General features: G+C 72.9%; 1 protein-coding gene. It reads right to left on the bottom strand.

Annotated elements, in window-relative coordinates:
- Positions 1 to 251: hypothetical protein (locus tag SB719_RS21555; RefSeq protein ID WP_412159944.1), on the bottom strand; the 251-nt coding region annotated here is incomplete at both ends.

Raw genomic sequence — 251 nt, 5'->3', positions numbered from 1 at the left:
CGATGCAGACCGCCTCCAGCTCGATGCGTTGCTGCAGCTCGTCGACGCCGCGGATGAAGCGCACCATCGCCCGCAACACCAGGGCGATCGGCGCGACCGGCAGCAGCGCGACCAGCGCGCGCAGCGCCGGCGCCTCGACATGGCGCAGCAGCAGCAGCGAGCAGACCAGCAACGCGACGTAGGCGCCCATGCCGATCAGCATGTCGCGGGTGTAGCGCCGCTGTAGCGCCGGCGGCCCGGCCGCGCAGCTC

Source organism: Pantoea sp. SIMBA_079, from assembly GCF_046940275.1.
Classification (GTDB): domain Bacteria; phylum Pseudomonadota; class Gammaproteobacteria; order Enterobacterales; family Enterobacteriaceae; genus Pantoea; species Pantoea borealis.
The sequence above is the reverse complement of the archived record's forward strand: the minus strand, read 5'-3'. Positions and strand labels throughout refer to the sequence as shown.